Source organism: Aeribacillus sp. FSL K6-8394, assembly GCF_038008865.1.
Taxonomy (GTDB): Bacteria; Bacillota; Bacilli; order Bacillales; family Aeribacillaceae; genus Aeribacillus; species Aeribacillus composti.
Map to the genome: position 1 here is coordinate 488,590 of NZ_JBBPAA010000002.1, position 15,986 is coordinate 504,575.

Annotated in this window: 14 protein-coding genes and 3 pseudogenes; all 17 read left to right on the plus strand. The window is 36.2% G+C overall.

All coding sequences use genetic code 11. From position 1 onward, the window contains the following. The first annotated feature begins 106 nt into the window (after positions 1–106). The 17 genes and pseudogenes from NSR00_RS14805 to NSR00_RS14875 all read left to right on the plus strand — a co-directional run bounded on the left by NSR00_RS14805 (position 107) and on the right by NSR00_RS14875 (position 15,976). Positions 107–382 (plus strand): late competence development ComFB family protein, encoded by a 276-nt coding sequence (locus NSR00_RS14805; RefSeq protein WP_063386299.1) that lies wholly within the window; start codon positions 107–109, stop codon positions 380–382. After that, positions 382–1,080: a ComF family protein gene (locus NSR00_RS14810; RefSeq protein ID WP_242513831.1), complete on the plus strand. Its 699-nt coding sequence runs from the start codon at positions 382–384 to the stop codon at positions 1,078–1,080. Before NSR00_RS14805 ends, NSR00_RS14810 begins: the two co-directional genes overlap by 1 nt. Before the next feature lie 65 nt (positions 1,081–1,145). Further along, a complete protein-coding gene (locus NSR00_RS14815) occupies positions 1,146–1,568 on the plus strand; it encodes a TIGR03826 family flagellar region protein (protein ID WP_063386298.1) in 423 nt (140 codons plus the stop codon). Between the two features lie 90 nt (positions 1,569–1,658). Continuing rightward, positions 1,659–1,928, plus strand: coding sequence for a flagellar biosynthesis anti-sigma factor FlgM (flgM, locus tag NSR00_RS14820; RefSeq protein WP_063386297.1), 270 nt, complete (start codon positions 1,659–1,661; stop codon positions 1,926–1,928). Between the two features lie 241 nt (positions 1,929–2,169). Then, the gene (locus NSR00_RS14825) at positions 2,170–2,649 is read left to right on the plus strand and encodes a flagellar protein FlgN (protein ID WP_066246862.1); all 480 of its coding nucleotides are present in this window, start codon (positions 2,170–2,172) and stop codon (positions 2,647–2,649) included. 14 nt (positions 2,650–2,663) lie between these two features. Continuing rightward, the gene (gene flgK / locus NSR00_RS14830; RefSeq protein WP_340789595.1) at positions 2,664–4,169 is read left to right on the plus strand and encodes a flagellar hook-associated protein FlgK; all 1,506 of its coding nucleotides are present in this window, start codon (positions 2,664–2,666) and stop codon (positions 4,167–4,169) included. Between the two features lie 170 nt (positions 4,170–4,339). Then, entirely contained in the window at positions 4,340–5,212 is an 873-nt protein-coding gene (flgL, locus tag NSR00_RS14835) for a flagellar hook-associated protein FlgL (RefSeq protein WP_340789596.1), read from the plus strand. Between the two features lie 296 nt (positions 5,213–5,508). After that, the gene (locus NSR00_RS14840; protein ID WP_340789598.1) at positions 5,509–6,099 is read left to right on the plus strand and encodes a DUF6470 family protein; all 591 of its coding nucleotides are present in this window, start codon (positions 5,509–5,511) and stop codon (positions 6,097–6,099) included. Positions 6,100–6,112: 13 nt separating this feature from the next. Continuing rightward, a complete protein-coding gene (gene fliW, locus NSR00_RS14845) occupies positions 6,113–6,547 on the plus strand; it encodes a flagellar assembly protein FliW (protein WP_340789599.1) in 435 nt (144 codons plus the stop codon). A gap of 4 nt (positions 6,548–6,551) precedes the next feature. Then, on the plus strand, positions 6,552–6,782 hold the full coding sequence (gene csrA, locus NSR00_RS14850) for a carbon storage regulator CsrA (RefSeq protein WP_340789600.1): 231 nt from the start codon (positions 6,552–6,554) through the stop codon (positions 6,780–6,782). Positions 6,783–6,992: 210 nt separating this feature from the next. After that, entirely contained in the window at positions 6,993–7,802 is an 810-nt protein-coding gene (locus tag NSR00_RS14855) for a flagellin N-terminal helical domain-containing protein (RefSeq protein WP_340789601.1), read from the plus strand. 115 nt (positions 7,803–7,917) lie between these two features. Continuing rightward, positions 7,918–9,843: a tetratricopeptide repeat-containing glycosyltransferase family 2 protein gene (locus NSR00_RS14860; RefSeq protein ID WP_340789602.1), complete on the plus strand. Its 1,926-nt coding sequence runs from the start codon at positions 7,918–7,920 to the stop codon at positions 9,841–9,843. Positions 9,844–9,855: 12 nt separating this feature from the next. Continuing rightward, positions 9,856–11,946, plus strand: coding sequence for a glycosyltransferase (locus NSR00_RS14865; protein ID WP_340789604.1), 2,091 nt, complete (start codon positions 9,856–9,858; stop codon positions 11,944–11,946). Continuing rightward, positions 11,946–13,229, plus strand: a pseudogene (locus NSR00_RS18155) (glycosyltransferase); the annotation flags it as partial. The gene NSR00_RS14865 and the pseudogene NSR00_RS18155, both read left to right, overlap by 1 nt. Positions 13,230–13,556: 327 nt before the next feature. Beyond that, positions 13,557–14,390, plus strand: a pseudogene (locus tag NSR00_RS18160) (glycosyltransferase family 2 protein); the annotation flags it as partial. Between the two features lie 123 nt (positions 14,391–14,513). Next, positions 14,514–15,197 (plus strand): annotated as a pseudogene (locus NSR00_RS18165) (class I SAM-dependent methyltransferase); the annotation flags it as partial. Between the two features lie 35 nt (positions 15,198–15,232). Further along, positions 15,233–15,976: a sugar phosphate nucleotidyltransferase gene (locus NSR00_RS14875; protein WP_340789606.1), complete on the plus strand. Its 744-nt coding sequence runs from the start codon at positions 15,233–15,235 to the stop codon at positions 15,974–15,976. Positions 15,977–15,986: the final 10 nt, after the last annotated feature.

The window sequence follows — 15,986 nt, forward strand, 5'->3', positions numbered from 1 at the left end:
TGTAAAGTTGGAAAAATCTTTTCAATTTTGGCTGAAAAAAGAAATTCCTTTTTCCAGTATGATCCAATATAATACAGATTAGAGATCATATATTTGGGGTGAGGACATGATAGTAAACGCTCTGGAAAAAATTATGGAAGAATTGCTAGATGAATATATTGACCAATTTCATATGGAATGCACGTGCCCAACTTGCCGCAATGATGTTTTAGCTCTAGTGTTAAATAGAGTTCAGCCCCGTTATGTAACGAGTGAAGATAAAATTACATATGTAAGAGCGGAATTTTTTGATCGGCAGCAAATGACATCTCTTCTTGTCAGCCTGGCAGAATGCGCAAGAATTGTTTCAGAAAACCCACGATGTGATAATAGGAAGGCTTGATGCGAAATATGGGAAGATGTCTTTATTGTTTTAAAAGTATAGATGTCCGCTTGACTTGGAGACGGCTTTTTTTCCTTGAAAAAGACCCTGTTTTATGCGAAGAATGCTCCAGCAAGCTAAACGTTATATCAGGCCCCATTTGTCCAATGTGCGGGAGGCAAAGTGAAAAAGCCGAGTATTGTACTGATTGCGCGGCTTGGGAAAAACATCCTGACTATCATGGAGTGATAAAGAAAAACCGCTCTGTTTTTCAATATAATGAATTTATGAAAGAAGTGCTTGCTAGGTTTAAATTCCGCGGGGATGCGATATTGGCGCAGATGTTTTCCGAACCTTTTGTGAAAGCATTTCACCATCACTTCGACAAATCGATGATTCTCGTTCCCATCCCATTAGGTGAAGAAAGGCTTTTGGAACGCGGGTTTAATCAAGCAAAATTATTGGCCCAGCTCCTTCAGCTTCCGATTATTGAGCCTTTGCGCAAAACAGATGCAGCAAAACAATCAAAAAAATCACGGATCGACCGAATGAAGACGAAAAATATGTTTACTGTAACAGATCCAAAACAAGTACATGGTCAACATATTGTTATCATCGATGACATTTACACAACAGGCGCAACGGTACGCCAAGCTGCAAAGCAGCTGATGAACGCTGGTGCGAAAAGTGTCGAATCATTTACGCTTGTCCGCAGCTAAATGACAAATCCGTTTTTCCGATATAAAATAATAATAATAGGAAGATTTTTGAAAGGTGGATTTTTATGGGGGAATTAGCAAACTGCCCAAAATGTGGTTCCTTGTTTGTCAAAACGCGGCTTCGTTCAATATGTGATGCTTGCTACCAAGAGGAAGAAAAGGCATTTGAAACAGTATATAACTTTTTGAGAAAAAAGGAAAACCGCAGATCGACCATTACTGAAGTTGTGGAAAAAACAGGAGTGGAAGAGGACTTAATACTGAAGTTTATTCATCAAGGACGCATTCAACTGGCGAACTTCCCGAACCTTGGTTATCCTTGTTCACGGTGCGGCAAATTTATTCGCGAGGGAAAACTTTGTGTTTCTTGCAAAAAGGAAATACAGTCTCAAATTGAGCAAATGGAAAGAGAAGAGCAGTTTCAGGAGGAGAAAGAGAAGATGCAAACATACTACGCTATCCAACCGAAAAATAATGAAAAACGTTAACAAATCCCTCTATCGATCCGATAATGAATATAGAGATAGATTTCCAGCTGAAACAATCGTTCCATTAGAGCAGGAAAGGAGGCGGTGTCCATGAAGATTCACAGCTATCGGTCATCAAACGTTAATCCTTATCAAAAGCAAATGGATGCTAGCAAGCAGATGAAAGTGGAAGTCCAAAAAGATAGAGTGGAAATATCCAAGCAGGCAAAACAGCTTCAGCAGACGAGCGGTTTTGATCTTCAGCGCCAAGAAAAAGTGCAGGCGATAAAAAAAGAAATTGAAAGCGGGACTTACAAAATCGCCCCAGACCTGATCGCGAAAAGCATGATCCAATTTTATAAGAAAAAAAATGAAGAATAAATTGCGTCAATCCGTTTCGGTTTTTGATTTGGTTGCGTACGAAGCAGCCTGTTTCGATTTTTGATTTGGAACAGAATGAAAATGTGCTGGGCAACTATATTGTACATTTCTGCATTTTTAGCATCTTCATCTTTACAACAAAAAATTATTTTTCATGTCCGGCTTTGGATCATCTTGTCAATGTTTTGAACGAAGCACCGGTAAATATGATTGTATTGAATTTTGCGGGGAGGACGTTTTCGTGTCTCTTGCCAATTTAATTAACGTTTTAGAAAAGCAGTTAATCATTCATGAACAATTGTATAACTTGGCAGTAAAAAAAACGGATTTGCTGAAAAAAGATGATGTTAATCAATTAATGCAGCTTTTAAAGGAAGAGCAGAAATATGTAATGCAGCTTGAAAATGCTGAAAAGGAACGGATCAAAGCAGCGGCTTGCTTTTTAGAAAGAGAAGACGATTTAACAATTTCCGCCTGTATTGAAAAAGCGGAAAATGAGGATAAAGAACGGTTGATAAATCTAAAAGAAAAATTGACAAACGTATTGGCTAATTTGAAAAACGCGAATTTTGTCAATCAACAACTGGCATTGCAAGCATTGCAGGTTGTGAATTTAACGCTTGATCTTTTCATGCCGGAGGAAGCATCGCCGAATTACACGAATCCGAATCAAGAATCGAAGCAATCGAAACGGCGTTCATGGTTTGATTCAAAAATTTAACGGGGGAATTCGCAATGGTATCAACATTTTTTGGACTGGAAGCGGCTAGAAGCGGATTGTATGCCGCACAAAGCGCTTTATATACAATTGGACATAATGTGGCAAATGCCGAGACACCTGGTTATTCGCGGCAGAGGGTAAACCTTGTGCAAAAGCAAGCGTATCCGACACCAGGCCGTTTTCGAGCTGATATCCCTGGGCAGTTTGGAACAGGGGTGGATACACAAACAGTGCAGCGGATCCGCGACCGCTATCTTGATGTACAATATCGCGGCGAAAATTCTAAGCTTGGCTACTGGAGCTCTAGATTCAACGCATTATCGAGAATGGAAGATGTGATGAACGAGCTGAACGAGACAGGCTTGAACAAAACGATGGATAGCTTTTGGCAATCGCTGCAAGATTTGGCGGTCAACCCTTCCAACCTGGGCGCCCGCTCTGTTGTCCTTGAGCGCGGAAGAGCTGTTACAGAAACGTTCAATTATTTGGCGGAATCATTAAAGCATAATCAGAAAGATTTACGCAACGAACTCGATGTCGCAACAACGAAAATCAACTCTTTGCTTGAGCAAATCAACCAAATTAACAAACAAATCGGCGAAGTAGAACCGAATGGTTATTTGCCAAACGATTTGTATGATGAGCGCGATCGATTATTGGATGAGCTTTCTTCGTATATTGATATTAAAGTGACGCCGGTTGAAAGCGGAGGCAACGCTTTGAAAGTAGCCGAAGGAAAAGTAACTGTCGAGCTCGCTGGCTTCGAACCGCCAATCACCCTTGTCGACGGAAATAGATACAAAGTAAGACAATTTAGCCTCAATGAATCCAAGACGAACGGTCTCATCGAATCTATTTCTGTTGGTGGAAGAATGATAGGGGCAGACGATTTTGTTGAAAATTTAAACATCAATGGAAGTTTAAAAGGCTTAATCGAGGCGCACGGTTATACGAACATAGGCAGCACGATTGAACGCGGCATCTATCCTAGCATGATGTCAGATTTAGATCAAATGGCATATGATTTTGCGAACGCATTTAACACTGTCCACAGAAACGGATGGAGCCTTGAGGACATAAACAACGGCGTTCAAACACAGCGTGATTTCTTTGATCTCGGAGGTTTAAGCTCTCCTAAAGGCGCTGCGGCTGCCATTAAAGTATCGGATGATATGAATCGCGATCGAATTGCAGCTTCTGCTACAGGAGAAATCGGCGACGGCCAAAATGCGCTGAAGCTTGCTGAAGTAAAAAATACTTCGTTTCAAAGTTATTTTGAAGCTGTTATCGGCGAAATGGCTGTTATGACACAAGAAGCGGAGCGGATGAAGGAAAATTCAGAAACTTTAGTTTCATCTGTTGAACAACGCCGCAAATCCGTCAGCTCCGTTTCATTAGACGAAGAAATGACAAACATGATCCAATTCCAGCATATGTACAACGCCGCAGCAAGAATGATCACTTTGCAGGATGAAATTTTAGACCGAATCATAAACGGCATGGGACTGGTCGGGAGATAAAGTAAAATTGACGGTTGAATAACCATAGTGGAAAATGAAAGCAAAAATTGTCGGGTTCAGAATGTATGAAATGAAATAAGGCGATGAAGTGCAAATCATATAAGAAATGTACTATTTGCACGTTATGAATTTGTACAAAAAATTTATTTAATGAAAGAGAGGTGCAGCATATGCGTGTCACTCAATCGATGCTTGCGCAAAACTCGCTCCGCCATTTAAGTAAAAGCTATGAGCTGCTGGGAAAATATCAAGATCAGATGTTGACAGGAAAAAAAATCACCCGCCCGTCCCAAGATCCCGTTGTAGCGATGAAAGGATTGTACTATCGGACAAACTTAAAGGAAGTTGAACAATATAAACGAAATTTATCAGAGGCTTACCTTTGGATCGAAAATTCTGAAGCGGGATTAGAACAGGCCAACCAAGGGCTGCAACGAATACGCGAGCTTTTGATTCGGGCAAAAAACGGTACAAATTCGGAAGACGAACGTGATGCGGTTGCCCGCGAATTGAAACAAATTAAAGACGACCTTGTTGCTGTCGCCAACACACAAGTGGCCGGTCGCTATATTTTTAATGGAACGAAAACAGACTCAGCGCCTGTCAGCGGCGACCCGCCTGTCGTTAATAACAACAATGAACCGTTTAAAATTGAGCTTTCAAAAAACATTCAAATCCAAGTGAATATAACGCCTGACAATGTCTTTAACCAAGCATTGTTTGATACAATTCAAGACATTCAAAATGCTTTGGAAAACAACGACACAACGAACTTGGACACCCTGCTCGGCCAGCTTGATGACCATATTGATGCTCTCAGTGCAGAACGGGCTGAGCTTGGCGCCCGTTACAACCGGATCGAGCAGATGGAAAACCGCATCGGTCAACAGGAAGTAATCTCTACAAAAATTTTGTCAGACAATGAAGATGCCGACATCGAACGGGTCATCATCGACTTGAAAGAGCAAGAAAGCGCGCACAGAGCAGCGCTTGCTGTCAGCGCCCGCATCATTCAGCCAAACTTAGTTGATTTTTTGCGATAATGTGAGAGCGAAAGGACCTGCATAAAGGTCCTTTTTGTTCATCGTTATGACTTTGTTTTTGCCCCATGTTTTCCTGCTTCTAAAGGGTTCACAGTTTTTATCGAAGAAATTTCAATTCCCGGCTAATTAGATTTTGCATTGTTCTTAGTATATAGTTTGTTCCTATCATTGAGGAATTTTAATTGTATCGTAATAGTTGAAACCCAATAAAAATTGTTTGTTGGTTTGCACCAACGGAGTTAAGATGAGAATTTCTTTTCTGTTTAAAACTTATGTTGTCAGTCGAGGTGAGAGGAATGCTCCTGCCGCAAATCAGAATGGAAAGCCAAATGGCGAAAATTGCGATCAACACTACTCCTGGAAAGCAGTCGATCAAACAGCCGAAAGCGGATGTCGACTTGCAGCCGGCGAAAGTAGCGGTGGAAATCAACCGCACGCCTGGAAAATTGACTATCGATCAAACGAAAGCGTGGGAAGACCGGAATTTAGCTGACACGTTCCGTTTCATTGAAAAAATAGCTGAGGAAGGCTATCAAGCTTGGCTTGAAGGTATTGCCCGCCGCGCCGAGCAAGGAGATGAACTGATGAAAATTGAAAACGGCGGCAGCCCGCTGGCTGATCAAGCGAAAGAAAACAGCGAATCCCCGATGTATGAAGTGAATGTCGGCTGGATTCCATCGCTGTTCAGTGTGAATTTTGATTACGAACCAGGAAAACTTGACATTAATTGGCATTTGAAAAAGGCTGAATTTCGCGCCATTCCCAATAAGCCGATCATTCATTACGACCGTGGCAGAGTCGATATAAAAATCGCCCAATACCAAAAATTAAAAATCGACTTTGCCAACCTCACCTTTAAAGGACAAAACTTTGAAATGAACATATGAAGGTTGTGAGAACATGAAACTAGAGACAAAATATCATGGCGAAATAGAAGCCGCAAGCGACAGCATCATCCAATTTCCATCAGGAATCCCGGGGTTTTTAGATGAAAAGCAATTTGTGCTTTTGCCATTTGGCGCCGAATCGCCATTTTTTATTTTGCAATCGGTCAACACAAAGGAACTTGCTTTTGTCATGACTATTCCTTTTTTATTTTTCAAAGACTATGCTATCGACTTAGACGATGCGACGATTGAGCAGCTGGAAATCGAGTCGGAACAAGACATCGCTGTCTATGTGATTTTAACGTTAGAAGAGCCGTTCGAAAACACAACCGCCAATCTGCTAGCTCCGGTCATCATCAATCAAAAAAACAAAAGGGCCAAGCAAGTGATTTTAACAGGCACTACATATAAAACGAAGCATCCACTTATGGAACAGAAGGAGGTGTGAAGCCGTGCTCATTTTAACAAGAAAGCTGAACGAATCCATCATTATCGGCGACAACATCGAAATCACCATCACCGCCATCGAAGGCGACCAAGTCAAACTCGGCATTAAAGCTCCAAAACAAATCGATGTCCACCGAAAGGAAATATATGACGCCATTCAAACAGAAAACAGCGCGGCTTCCCGCACCGACCTTGACCTGTTAAAACAATTTCAAGAAAAGCTCAACAAAAAATAAACCTGAGGTTTGAAACTGTAAAAACCGTAATCAAACAAGGATGTTCAACCATTTTATTTTTCTATTAAAAAAGTCCTATTTTTTCTTTAAACACTATTAAACATCAAAAAAACAATCCGATATAAAACATGTAAAGAGCAGCGGCGGCCGACGCGGCTCTTTTCATACCACATGGACGTGGAAAAATAACAATTCAAGGAGGAAAAAATCATGAGAATTAACCACAACATCTCGGCGTTAAACACTTACCGCCAACTTTCATTTAACAACACACAAACTGCGAAAAACCTTGAAAAGCTTTCTTCAGGTTACCGCATCAACCGCGCTGGCGACGATGCAGCAGGTCTTGCCATCTCTGAAAAAATGCGCGGCCAAATTCGCGGGTTGGAAATGGCATCTAAAAACTCACAAGATGCTATCTCTTTAATTCAAACAGCTGAAGGTGCATTAAATGAAACACATGCGATCCTTCAACGGATGCGTGAATTAGCGGTCCAAGGCGCTAACGATACGAACACAACTGCAGACCGTCAAAACATCCAAGACGAATTAAATCAATTGTTGTCTGAAATTGATCGTATTTCAACTACGACACAATTTAACACACAAAATTTATTAGATGGTAATTTTTCGGCTACATTCCAAGTAGGAGCAAACGATGGTCAAATTATCACATTAAGTATTACTGATATGGACGCTACTGCTCTTGGTATTAATAGTATTTCAGTAGGTTCAAACGCTGCTGCGAGTGCTTCTATGTCTTTACTTGATGCTGCAATTCAAAACGTGTCAAAAGAACGTTCAAAACTTGGAGCACTTCAAAATCGCTTAGAGCACACTATTAATAACTTAGAGACTTCAGCTGAAAACTTAACTGCTGCGGAATCTCGTATCCGTGACGTAGATATGGCGAGAGAAATGATGGAATTCACGAAAAACAACATACTTACTCAAGCAGCACAAGCTATGTTGGCTCAAGCTAACCAACAGCCTCAAGGAGTTCTTCAATTACTCCGCTAATACAATAATGTCCCTCTTTTTAAGAAGAGGGACGTTTAAAAAAGTGTCGTGTCTATCCTTTGAAATGAATGACACGATATTTTTTTAAGCAATTGGGTGAAAAAGGATGTGTACTATGAAACCATTGTTATCTTTATGTATGATTGTAAAAAATGAAGAAAAGGTATTACAACGTTGTCTTGATTCTGTTTATGGCATTGTGGATGAAATCATTATTGTTGATACTGGCTCCACAGATTCTACAAAAGAAATCGCTTTAAAATATGTAGATCAAGTATATGAATTTGAATGGACAAATAGCTTTGCGGATGCAAGGAACTATGCACAAAAGCAGGCAAAAGGGAAATGGATTTTAGTACTTGATGCAGATGAATATGTAGATAGATCGAACTTGGAGGAAGTTATAACAAAATTAAAGAATTCTGAAGAATATATAGATGGCTATGATGTAACCATTTATAACTTTATAGGAACGTCTGGAGAGCGTATTGTTCAACATCGAAATACAAGAATATATCGAAATACAACTAACATTCGTTATTTTCGTTCAATTCACGAACAACTGAAAAAAAATGAAAATGAAGATTTAACCACAGAGATGATTCCTTTAATCATTTTTCACTCTGGATACATAACGCAAATTGTTAAAGAAAAGAATAAAAAGGGACGGAATGCGAAATTACTCGATAAGGAAATAAAATTGTCTGGAAGTAAGGGATTTGATTACTTTAATTTAGCAAATGAATATCTTTCAAAAGACGTGGAAAAAGCTCTTGAATATTATGTGAAAGCTTATAAAAATAAACCTGATTTTGGATATAGTTGGGTCTCTCTTTGTATTATACAGATTATCCTTTGTTTAACATATTTAAAAAGATTTAATGAAGCATTGAACGTTATAAGTGATGCAGAGAACATTTATAGTGAAACACCTGATTTTAAATATTTGAGAGGAGAAATTTATTTTAAACAACATAGATATGATGATGCTTTAGTAGTTTTAACTGAATTAGTCCAAAACAAAAATAAATTTCAGCGGTTTATAAGAAGCATAGAATACTTGGAGTACGATCCGCACATTTTGCTTGGGCATATTTACAAATATAAAGGTAACCTCCAAGAAGCAGTCCATCATTATACAAGTGCATTATCTGTTAACAACAAGAGCTATGAGGCATTATACAATGTTTTAGGTTTATTTGCGAAGTTTCACTCTGAAAATGAAATAATTCAATTCCTTGAAAAAAGAAATTGGTTTACTAATGAAAGAGATATATCGCTACTATTAAGGATTATTCTTAATCTAAATTTGACAACGATTGCGGATTATTTTATGTCAAAATTAACAAACGAAGCTATTAGAAAAGGATTTCAAATTAAACGCAATATTCTAAAAGGTGAATACGAAGAGGCAATTACAACATTAATGAACAGCTCTATATCTTCATTAGAAAATTATATAAAAAATGGCTGCCTAGACTTATATGATATTTTAATTGCTTCTTTAAGTGTAGGAAAACGAGAGATTGTACAAATGTTATCTGCGATTGTTAGTGATAAAAAAGAAAAAGAGTTTTTATTATTTATAATAGATGAAACAAAGCATGTGCCTAAACAAGATTTTTATTTGAAACTAATTGAAAGAACAGTCCAACTAAAAAAAGATCATTTATTTGAACAATTAATTTCAAAAAAAGATAAGTTCGAAAATAAAGTAAATCTTTATCTTGGAAATCTTCTTCATCGTTATGAATTTTTTGAGGTTGCCCTTGGCTTTTATCAAAGCATAGAAAATTTGAATGATTTAGATGCAGAAGGTTTTGTCAACATTATCGAAGGGCTAGCAATGAAAAACCAATTTACAGAGGCGATTCAATATGGACTATTAGGAATTAATCTCGGTTATAACGATTTTCGATTATATAAATATGTATTAGAGCTTATGAAACTAAACGGAATGTCAGCAGAACGAAAAAATATATTGAAAAAAGCAAAAAATATTTACCCTGATAGTAAATGGTTGATGCAGCAGGGGGATTAAGAGGAGACTTACATGAAAACTAGTATTATCATTCTCACTCATAATCAATTGGATTATACAAAGCAGTGTATAGAAAGTATTACTAAATATACAAAAGAAGGCAGTTATGAAATTATTATTGTTGATAACCACTCTACTGATGGTACGGTAGAGTGGTTAAAACAACAAAAGAATATTAAGGTAATCTTTAATAATGAAAATTTAGGCTTTCCAAAAGGATGTAATCAAGGAATTGAGATTGCAACAGGGGAAAACATACTTTTTTTAAATAATGATACGATAGTAACGGCCAACTGGTTGGATAATTTACTGACATGTTTATATAGTTCTGATGATATTGGGGCAGTAGGGCCAGTGACTAATTCGGCAGCTTATTATTCAACCATCCCTGTAAACTATACGTCTATTGATGAAATGCACCAATTTGCTGCAAGTCATAATGTGTCTAATCCTGATAAATGGGAAGAGCGGTTAAAGCTCATTGGTTTTTGTATGCTGATTAAAAGGGAAGCGGTTGATGAAGTTGGTTTACTTGATGAGCGGTTTACACCAGGGAATTTTGAAGATGACGACTATTCTGTGCGTTTACGTAAAGCAGGATACCGTTTGATGCTTTGCAGAGATACGTTTATTCATCATTATGGGAGTGTATCTTGGAAAAAAGACGTAAATACATATTCTAAAGTTTTGACTAAAAATGAAAAGAAATTTAAAGAAAAATGGGGAACAGACTCAAATTCATACAGAATTGATTATGAAATGATTGAGTTGATTGATGCTTCTAAAGAAGAAGCCATTCAAGTTCTTCATATTGGTTGTGGATCAGGTGGCACTTTATTAAAAGTGAAACATGAATATCCTTTAGCAAAATTATATGGCATAGAGAACAATCCATTTTCCATTGAAGAAGCAAATCGATTTGCTAAAGTTACTAGCAGTTTTGAGAATGAAGAAATACGGAAAAGAAAGTTTGACGCTATTTTATTTAGTGATAATGACGTTAAGCTAGATAAATCATTACTAGAATTTGTTAAAGAACATCTTGAGGAAAATGGAATATTTATTGCTAAAATCCCTAATATTGGTCACTATCTAGTGATACAAGACTTATTAAATGGGTATAATCCTTTTGTGAAACATAACATAAACATGTATAGTTTTTCACAAATTGAAAATTTACTAAAGGATACTGGTTTTAATATTTCAATATCTGGTTTAAAGTCTTTTATTAACGCTGATCAACAGCAATTTATCAATCAACTAATTGCTGTGCGTGGAGACGCTATTCGTCCGATGTTAGAATCAAGCTACTTTTTAGTTTCTGGTCAATTACAGAATGAGCAACTTTTATCTTTACTAAATAAATTAGCTTCGGAACAAAGTAATGACCCAAAAGTATTAGAAGAGTTAAATCATTATCCAATGGAACACATTATCAATACAGTTAAAGAAAATTATCATTCATCTGTTACCATGCTTAATCAAATTGCTATTGAAAATTTTGCGGCAGGATATCATGAACACGTTCTTCCTTATTTGCAAGCGGCTTTTGAAGAAGAACAAGAAAATACAGATACTCTTTATAACTTAGCGTTTGTGTTAAATGCATATGGTGAGAAACAATTAGCTAATCGATATCTTTCTCTAATTAAAAACCCAGATGATGAAATTCAAAAATTATTCGAGGAAATAAATGAAGAATCATTAAAAAAGATTCAAGAGCTAACATTTTTAATGCGTCGGTTAGAGTTTGATATAGACGTAGAAGAAACAAAACAAATTATTGCTAAAAAATTTGTACAAGATGAAATAGAAGAACAGTTAATTAAAGAAGTGATCAATACAAGTATCGTTGACAAAATAAAAGTATTGCAATCGCTAGCCATTATCTGTTTTGAGCAGGGACTTCATGAGCAAGTATTACCGTATTTGCAAGCAGCTTATGAACTCGATAAAACTAACGAGGATACTCTCTATAATCTCGGTTATGTATTGCTATATTATGGAGAAAACGAATTGGCAGAGAATTTTTTACGGCAAATTCAGCAACCTGACGAACATGTATTAGATTTATTAAGGGTTGCAAGAGGAGAGTCTTTGTAATGAATGAAAAAAAAGTTGCTTTCATCTATTGTGTTAACAATCATGAATTATATGAAGAGTCAGTTCGTTATGTAAATTCCCTTAATGTACCTGATGGATATGAAATTGAAATTATTAAAATTGAAAATGCTAAGAGTATTACTTCAGGATACAACCAAGGAATGAGGCAGACAGATGCAAAGTATAAAGTGTATTTGCATCAGGATGTGTTTATAGTTAATAAAAATTTCTTATATGACATTATTGCTCTTTTTGACAAGTATCCTAAATTAGGGATGATTGGAGTAGCTGGAGCGAAGACAATTCCTAGAAATGGAATTTGGTGGGAGAGCACGCAACGATTTGGAAAGGTTTATGACAGTCATACTGGAGAAATGAAGTTACTAAGTTTTAAGGAAACAGAACTAGAGTATGAACCCGTTCAAGCTATTAACGGGTTAATAATGATCACTCAATACGATATCCCATGGCGAGAAGACTTGTTTACGGGTTGGCATTTTTATGATCTCTCCCAGTGTCAAGAATTTTTATTAGCGAGTTATGATGTAGGGGTTGTGCGCCAAAACGAGCCATGGTGTGTTCATGACTGCGGTATAGCGGATGCGAAAAATGGATTTGATAATGATCGAAAAAAATTTATTGATGTTTATGGGGAAAATGTTCAGAGATTCAACAAGACATTTCTTCCCCTTGTGAGCATACTAACTCCTACTTACAATCGTCCGCATTATTTTGAGCTTGCTTTACAAAGCGCTTTAAATCAAACATATGAAAATATTGAAGTTATTGTATGTGATGATAGCACAAATGAGGAAACAGAAAAGTTAATCAAAAAATATACTGCTAAATATGATAATTTAACCTATATCAAAAATCCAACTAGATTGGGACAATTTGAAAATGATATTAAATTATTTAACCTTGCCAATGGAGAATATATTAACTATTTAATGGATGATGATTTGTTCCATCCCCAAAAAATTGAAAAAATGATGAACTATTTCATCAGTGATGTAAATAAAGAAATAAAACTTGTTACTTCGAGTAGGAAAATGATAAACCAAAATGGGGAACAACTTCCAGATAATGTTCTGACACAGCCTCTTTTTGAAGAAGATACGGTAATAAACGGAAAGGATTTAGGAAATTTAGTTTTAAAACATAATTTTAACTGCATAGGTGAACCAACTACAGTATTGTTTCGAAAATCTGATTTAAAGGAATCATTTGGAACATTTCTAGGTAGAAAATACGGTTGCAATGTAGATATAGCAACATGGTTAACCTTGTTAGCGGAAGGAAAAGCGGTATATATTTCCCAACCGCTAAGCTATTTCAGAATTCATAATAGTCAACAACTGCAATCAACAAAAATGTTATTAGATGGGGCTTTAGATTATGCTCATGAGGTTTTATATGCGAGGAAAAAAGGGTTTTTAGAAAAGAAGGAAGATTATTTAATTGCGCTCAATAGTTGTGAGAAATATTTAGCTAATGTTATAGAGCAACTTAAACAGGAAAAAGATAACGATAATTTTGAAGAGCTTTTAGATGTTTATAAGAAGATTAATTTCGAAATAAAAACAGTTGAAAAACAATCAAAAGATTTAATGATTAATGAGAAATATCCGTTAGTAAGCATACTAATTCCATCTTATAACAAACCATATTATTTTGAGTTGGCTCTACAAAGTGCTTTAAATCAAACATATAAGAATATAGAAATAATAGTATGTGATGATAGCACGAACGACGAAATTGAGAGACTTATATCTAAATATACTTGTAAATATGATAACTTAACCTATATTAAAAATCCGGTCAGATTGGGTCAGTTTGAAAATGATGTTAAGCTGTTTAACCTTGCACGAGGAGAATATATTAATTATTTAATGGACGATGATTTATTTCATCCCCAAAAAATTGAAAAAATGATGAATTATTATCTAAATGATAAAAATAATGAAATAAAGTTAGTAACATCACATAGACAATTAATTGATAGAAATGGGAATTTTTTAAAGGATATTGTTAGTACGAGACGGCTTTTTGAATCAGATACTATTATAGATGGAAAAATGATGGCAGATTATGTATTAATGTCACTGATTAACTATATTGGTGAGCCTACTACAGTGTTATTCAGGAAGAGTGATTTAGATGAGCCTTTTGGTACTTTCCTTGGAAGGAAATATTTGTGCAATGTTGATCTAGCTTCATGGTTTAATCTTTTGGCTAAAGGAAAAGTTGTTTATATTAGCGAAACACTAAGTTATTTTAGGATTCATGATGATCAGCAATCACAATCAATTGAAATGCAGTTAAATGGAATAATAGATTTTGCTCATTCAATTATAGAGGCTAGAAAAAAAGGTTTTTTACAAAGTGATAGGAACTACGAATTAGCCTTAAAACATTGGTTAGATTATATAAATAGATTCATAGATGAAATATTGAATAATTCGGAGATTACAGAAATATTTAATTCAAATGTTTCAGATAGAATAGGAGAAATACAAAAATATAAACTATTAATGGAAACAGAGTATCATAAACTTGTTCAACAATTAAAGCGAACTAAATATGATTTTAACATAGATATAAACGCTGAAAACAATTCTCATGCTATGATACTGAGAATGGTTGGAAAAAATAAAAAAGTTTTAGAATTAGGTTGTGCCACTGGATATATGACTAATATATTAACTAATTTATTAGGCTGTGAAGTTAGTTGTGTAGAATATGATGCGGTGGCTGCTGAAAAGGCAAGAAGATATTCTAATAATGTTATTGTAGGCGATCTTAACAATTTCGATTTTAGTCAGCATTTCCAAAAAGGGGAATTCGATGTTATTATCTTTGCGGATGTTTTGGAACATTTATATGATCCTTTGGATGTATTAAAGCGTGTCAAACCCTATCTAAGTGCAAATGGGGAAATTCTTGTATCCATTCCTAACATAGCTCATTGCTCTGTCATAGCAGAGTTATTACAAGGTAGATTCCCTTATAAAGAATTAGGTCTTATAGATAATACTCATATTAGATTCTTTACTAGATCCGGAGTTGTCAAGTTGTTCCAAGACGCTGGATTAACGATTAAAGAAATGAATAGAACAGTGTGTCCACCGGAGCAAACAGAATTTAGAACTAATTTGAATGTATTTCCTCAGCAAGTTGCTGATTATTTGAGATCACTACCTGACGCGGATACTTATCAGTTTATAGTACGCGCAGGGTTAGTTAATTAGTTAAGTAAGGATGAATTTACAGGAGGATTACTTAAATGAAAGGCATCGTCCTCGCAGGTGGGACAGGCTCCCGTCTTTACCCGCTTACCAAAGTAACAAACAAACATTTGCTACCAGTTGGCAAATATCCAATGATTTACCATGCAATTTATAAACTGAAAGAGGCTAATATTACTGACATTTTAATTGTGACTGGACGCGAACATATGGGAGATGTTGTGAATCTTTTAGGCAGTGGTTCTGAATTTGATGTTGAGTTTACATATAAAGTACAGGATCAAGCTGGTGGAATTGCACAAGCATTAGGTCTATGTGAAGCGTTTGTCGGTAATGATTTAATGACGGTTATTTTAGGGGATAATGTATTTTCTGACAGCATTGTTCCTTATGTTGAAAACTTTAAAAAACAGGCAGCAGGAGCGAAAATTTTAATTAAAGAAGTTGAGGATCCTGAGCGATTTGGCGTTCCTGAACTCGAAGGTAATCGAATTAAGAGTATTGAAGAAAAGCCAAAGAAGCCGAAAAGCCGTTATGCGGTTACGGGAATTTATATGTATGATGCTAAAGTATTTGACATTATTAAAACGTTAAAGCCGTCTGCACGAGGCGAATTAGAAATTACAGATGTGAATAATGCTTACATTGAACGAAATGAATTGACGTATGATATTTTGGACGGATGGTGGACGGATGCCGGTACGCATACATCCTATTTGCGGGCCAATGAACTGGCTAAAGATGTCGATTTCGGTAGCTCGTTTAATAAGAATATGAAATAATTGAAGGATG

What these genes read in the sequence shown, in the direction of transcription:
- NSR00_RS14805 (WP_063386299.1), top strand. Translation starts at nt 107, where the DNA reads ATGATAGTAAACGCTCTGGAAAAAATTATGGAAGAATTGCTAGATGAA.
- NSR00_RS14810 (WP_242513831.1), top strand. Translation starts at nt 382, where the DNA reads ATGCGAAATATGGGAAGATGTCTTTATTGTTTTAAAAGTATAGATGTC.
- NSR00_RS14815 (WP_063386298.1), top strand. Translation starts at nt 1,146, where the DNA reads ATGGGGGAATTAGCAAACTGCCCAAAATGTGGTTCCTTGTTTGTCAAA.
- flgM (WP_063386297.1), top strand. Translation starts at nt 1,659, where the DNA reads ATGAAGATTCACAGCTATCGGTCATCAAACGTTAATCCTTATCAAAAG.
- flgK (WP_340789595.1), top strand. Translation starts at nt 2,664, where the DNA reads ATGGTATCAACATTTTTTGGACTGGAAGCGGCTAGAAGCGGATTGTAT.
- flgL (WP_340789596.1), top strand. Translation starts at nt 4,340, where the DNA reads ATGCGTGTCACTCAATCGATGCTTGCGCAAAACTCGCTCCGCCATTTA.
- NSR00_RS14840 (WP_340789598.1), top strand. Translation starts at nt 5,509, where the DNA reads ATGCTCCTGCCGCAAATCAGAATGGAAAGCCAAATGGCGAAAATTGCG.
- fliW (WP_340789599.1), top strand. Translation starts at nt 6,113, where the DNA reads ATGAAACTAGAGACAAAATATCATGGCGAAATAGAAGCCGCAAGCGAC.
- NSR00_RS14855 (WP_340789601.1), top strand. Translation starts at nt 6,993, where the DNA reads ATGAGAATTAACCACAACATCTCGGCGTTAAACACTTACCGCCAACTT.
- NSR00_RS14860 (WP_340789602.1), top strand. Translation starts at nt 7,918, where the DNA reads ATGAAACCATTGTTATCTTTATGTATGATTGTAAAAAATGAAGAAAAG.
- NSR00_RS14865 (WP_340789604.1), top strand. Translation starts at nt 9,856, where the DNA reads ATGAAAACTAGTATTATCATTCTCACTCATAATCAATTGGATTATACA.
- NSR00_RS14875 (WP_340789606.1), top strand. Translation starts at nt 15,233, where the DNA reads ATGAAAGGCATCGTCCTCGCAGGTGGGACAGGCTCCCGTCTTTACCCG.